3 protein-coding genes and 1 pseudogene are annotated in these 3,767 nt (G+C 75.7%); 3 read left to right on the top strand and 1 reads right to left on the bottom strand.

The genetic code is table 11. The features are described 5' to 3' along the window. Positions 1-129 precede the first annotated feature (129 nt). Positions 130-1,083 (top strand): annotated as a pseudogene (locus BJF79_RS34320) (multidrug effflux MFS transporter); the annotation flags it as partial. A 219-nt stretch (positions 1,084-1,302) separates the two neighbouring features. Here the strand turns inward: BJF79_RS34320 and BJF79_RS34325 are convergent. Then, positions 1,303-2,103, bottom strand: coding sequence for a TetR/AcrR family transcriptional regulator (locus BJF79_RS34325; protein WP_316043491.1), 801 nt, complete (start codon positions 2,101-2,103; stop codon positions 1,303-1,305). On the opposite strand from BJF79_RS34325, the gene BJF79_RS34330 reads away from it, so the two are divergent. Together BJF79_RS34330 and BJF79_RS62950 are read left to right on the top strand one after the other, a co-directional pair. Next, a complete protein-coding gene (locus BJF79_RS34330; protein WP_075903692.1) occupies positions 2,042-3,019 on the top strand; it encodes a phosphotriesterase in 978 nt (325 codons plus the stop codon). The two genes, BJF79_RS34325 and BJF79_RS34330, sit on opposite strands and share 62 nt — an antisense overlap. Positions 3,020-3,320: 301 nt before the next feature. Then, a partial coding sequence (locus tag BJF79_RS62950) for a hypothetical protein (RefSeq protein ID WP_262402981.1) occupies positions 3,321-3,767 on the top strand: 447 nt, incomplete at its 3' end.

Here is a 3,767-nt window from a genome sequence, read left to right on the forward strand (position 1 = left end):
ACCTCCCCATGTCGCAGACCCCCCGGCGGCCGGACGCCGCCCCGCACGCCGCGTGGGCCGAAGCCGGCCCGCTCCCCCGCCGCACCGCCCGGCTCCCCGGGCGCACCGCCCGAGCCGTCCGCGCCGTCCGTGTCCCGCGGACGGTTCGCGCTGATCGCCGTCCTCGGTGCGCTGACGGCGATCGCGCCGCTGTCCACGGACCTGTACCTGCCCGCGCTGCCCGAGGTGGCCGACGACCTGTCGACCGGGGCGTCGCTGGCGCAGCTCACGCTGACCGGCTGCCTCATCGGCCTCGCGCTCGGGCAGGCGGTGGCGGGCCCGCTCAGCGACGCGCTCGGCCGCCGCCGCCCGCTGCTCGCCGGGATGGCGATCTACGCCGCCGCGTCGCTGCTGTGCGCGGTCGCGCCGACCGTGGAGACGCTGATCGGGGCACGGTTCGTGCAGGGCGCGGCCGGGGCCGCCGGGATCGTGATCGCGCGCGCCGTCGTCCGCGACATGTTCGAGGGCGTCGCCGCCGCCCGGTTCTTCTCGATGCTGATGCTGGTCACCGGGATCGCGCCCATCCTGGCGCCGGTGGCGGGCGGGCAGCTGCTGCGGATCACGCCGTGGCCGGGCGTGTTCGCCGTCCTGTCCGGCGTCGGGGTCCTGCTGTTCTTCGCGGCGCTGCTCGGCGTGCGGGAGACGCTGCCGCCCGGCGAGCGCCAGACCGGCGGCGTCCGCGCGACGCTGCGCACGTTCCGGGAGCTGCTCACCGACCGCCCGTTCGCCGGGTACGTGCTGACGCTCGGCCTGTCGTTCGCCGCGCTGTTCGCCTACATCTCCGGCTCGCCGTTCGTCCTGCAGGACGTCTACGGGATGTCCGCGCAGGGGTTCAGCATCGCGTTCGGCGTCAACTCGGTCGGCATCATGGTGGCCGGGCAGGTCGGCGGGCGGCTCGCCGGGCGGGTGCCGCTCGGACGGCTGCTGCGGACCGGGCTCGGCATCGTCGCGACGGGCGGGGTGCTGCTGCTGGTGGCGGTCCTGGCCGATCTCGGCCTGGCCTGGGCGCTGCCGTCGATGTTCCTCGTCGCGACCGGGCAGGGGCTCGTCCTGCCGAACACGACGGCGCTGGCGCTGTGGGGACGGCCGCCGCGGATCGCCGGAGCGCGTCGCGCTGCTCGGCGTCGGCCAGTTCACGATGGGCGGCGCCGCCGGGCCGCTGGCGGGCATCGGCGGCGAGGACACCGCCGTCCCGATGGCGGTGACGATCTGCGTGCTCGCGCTGCTGGCCGTCGCCGTGGCGGCGTTCGCCGCGCGCGCCGATCAGTCCGCGGAGGGCTGAGACCCGGCGGCGCCGAGCGCGGCGAGGACGAACCCGGCGACCTCGTCGGCGAGCGCCTCCGCGGGTTTCGGGCCGTCCGCGCGCCACCACGCGGGCATCTGGTTCACCATGCCCAGCGCGACGATCGTGACGGTCTCGGCCGGGGTCGCGCGGGCGAAGACGCCCTCGCGCTGCCCCTGCTCGACGATGCCGCGGAACGTCACGTGGTAGCGGCGCCGGTCGGCGCGGACGGACCGCATCCGCACATGGTCGAGCCGGTGCATCTCGCGGCTGAACACCTTCGCCTCGTCGATGTGCCCGGCGGTGCTGCGGATCAGCCCGGCCAGGACGGCGCGGACGGTCTCGCGCGGCGGGAGCCGCTCGGCCAGCACCGCGTCGAGGTCGGCGAGTTGCCGGGCGATCAGCGAGTGGTATATCTCGTAGAGCAGATCGTCCTTGGAGTCGAAGTAGTGGTACAGCGCGCCCTTGGTGACCGCCGCGGCCTCCACGATGCCCTGCACCGACGTCCCGTCGAATCCCCGCTCGGCGAACAGCCGCAGCGCCGCCGCGAGGATCCGCCGCTCCACCGCGCTCGCCCGCACCGGCCGTTCGTCCGGCCGTTCGAGGTCGGTCACCTGGGCACCTCCGGGGGTCGAAAGCATTGACGCGGCCGCGTCCCGGGTCCTAGCTTGCCAGAAACCGACCGGTCGGTATGCACCCCGTGTGTTCGGAGGAAGAGCCATGGCCGAAGTCCAGACCGTCCGCGGACCCGTCGACGTCGGCGCGCTCGGCCGCACGTTCATGCACGAGCACGTGTTCGTCCTGAGCCTCGACCACGTCGAGAACTACGGTGCCGGCGACTGGTGGGACGAGGACGAGCGCACCGCCGACGCCGTCCGCAAGCTGCGGCAGCTCGTGGAGCGCGGCATCACCACGATCGCCGACCCGACCGTGTGGGGCCTCGGCCGCTACATCCCGCGGATCGCCGGGATCGCCGAGCGGGTGCCGGAGCTCAACATCATCGCCGCGACCGGCATCTACACCTACAACGACCTGCCGTTCCAGTTCCACTACCGGGGCCCGGGCACGATGCTCGGCGGCCCCGACCCGATGATCGCCGACTTCGTCCGGGACCTGACGCAGGGCATCGGCGACACCGGCGTGCGGGCCGCGTTCCTCAAGTGCGCGGTCGACCGTCCCGGCCTCACGCCCGGCGTCGAGCGGGTGCTGCGGGCCGTCGCGGGCGCGCACCGCGAGACGGGCGCGCCGATCACCGTCCACACCGACAGCTCCACCCGAGCCGGACGCGAGGCGGTGCGGGTGCTGCGCGAGGAGCGCGCCGACCTGTCGAAGGTCGTGATCGGGCACGCGGGCGACAGCAACGACCTCGACTACCTCCGCGAGCTCGCCGACACCGGCGCGATCCTCGGCATGGACCGGTTCGGCCTCGACGCGTACAACTCGACCGCCGACCGGGTGAGCACGCTCGTCGCGATGTGCGAGCGCGGCTACGCCGACCGGATGGTGCTGAGCCACGACGCGAGCTGCTTCATGGACTGGTTCGGCCCCGACCCCGAACTGCTGCGCGGCATGGCGCCGAACTGGAACTACCGGCACATCAGCGACGACGTCCTGCCCGCGCTGCGCGCCCGCGGCGTCACCGACGCGCAGCTCGACCAGATGCTCGTGGAGAACCCCCGCCGGTACTTCTCCCGCTGACGTCCCGGACGTTCTAGAGGACGCGCGCGACCGGGCGGTTCGCGGCGCGCCGCGCCGGGACGGCGGTGAGGACGGCCGCGGCGGCCAGCGTGCCGGGCACCACGGCCGCGAGCCACCCCGCCGGGACGTCGGCCGGCCGCGGCTCGCCGCCGGGCCGAGGGCGAGCGCGGCCCGGTGCACCAGCAGCCCCAGCGGGATCCCGGCGTTCGGCGGCGACGCACGCCGGGAGGAGCTGCGCGGCGGCGAGCCCGGACGCGACCTGCCGGGGCGTCGCCCCGACCGCGCGGACGAGCGCGACGCGGTGCGGGAGGCGTCGAGCGCGGTCGTCCAGGCGGTGAGCGCCGCGTTGACCGCCGCCAGCAGGAGCAGGGCGAGCGCCAGCACCAGCATGATCTGCCCGACCCGCTCGGTCACCGGGTTGCCCGCGCCCGGCACGAACGCGGGGCCGACCGCGCCCGCGTCCTCGCTCTCGACCTGCCGGTGCATGGCGAGGGCGGCGACGAGCATCGCGGCGGTGACGGCGGTGCTCGCGGCGGCCAGGAACGTCCGGCGGGGGCGGCGCGCGGCGATCCGCACGCCCAGCAGCAGCGGGACGGGCAGGCCCGCGGAGAGCGCGACCAGCCGGGACCGGCGGCCCGGCCCGCGCACGGCGGCTCGGCCAGCGCGCGCGCCGTCCGGACCCGGCGCCGCGCAGCGCCGGGGACGGCCGTGGACGCGGCGGTCACCGCGACCGCGCGATCAGCACCGC

It is taken from the genome of Actinomadura sp. CNU-125, from assembly GCF_001942465.1.
Taxonomy (GTDB): domain Bacteria; phylum Actinomycetota; class Actinomycetes; order Streptosporangiales; family Streptosporangiaceae; genus Spirillospora.

What these genes read in the sequence shown, in the direction of transcription:
- BJF79_RS34325 (WP_316043491.1), bottom strand. Translation starts at nt 2,103, where the DNA reads ATGAACGTGCGGCCGAGCGCGCCGACGTCGACGGGTCCGCGGACGGTC.
- BJF79_RS34330 (WP_075903692.1), top strand. Translation starts at nt 2,042, where the DNA reads ATGGCCGAAGTCCAGACCGTCCGCGGACCCGTCGACGTCGGCGCGCTC.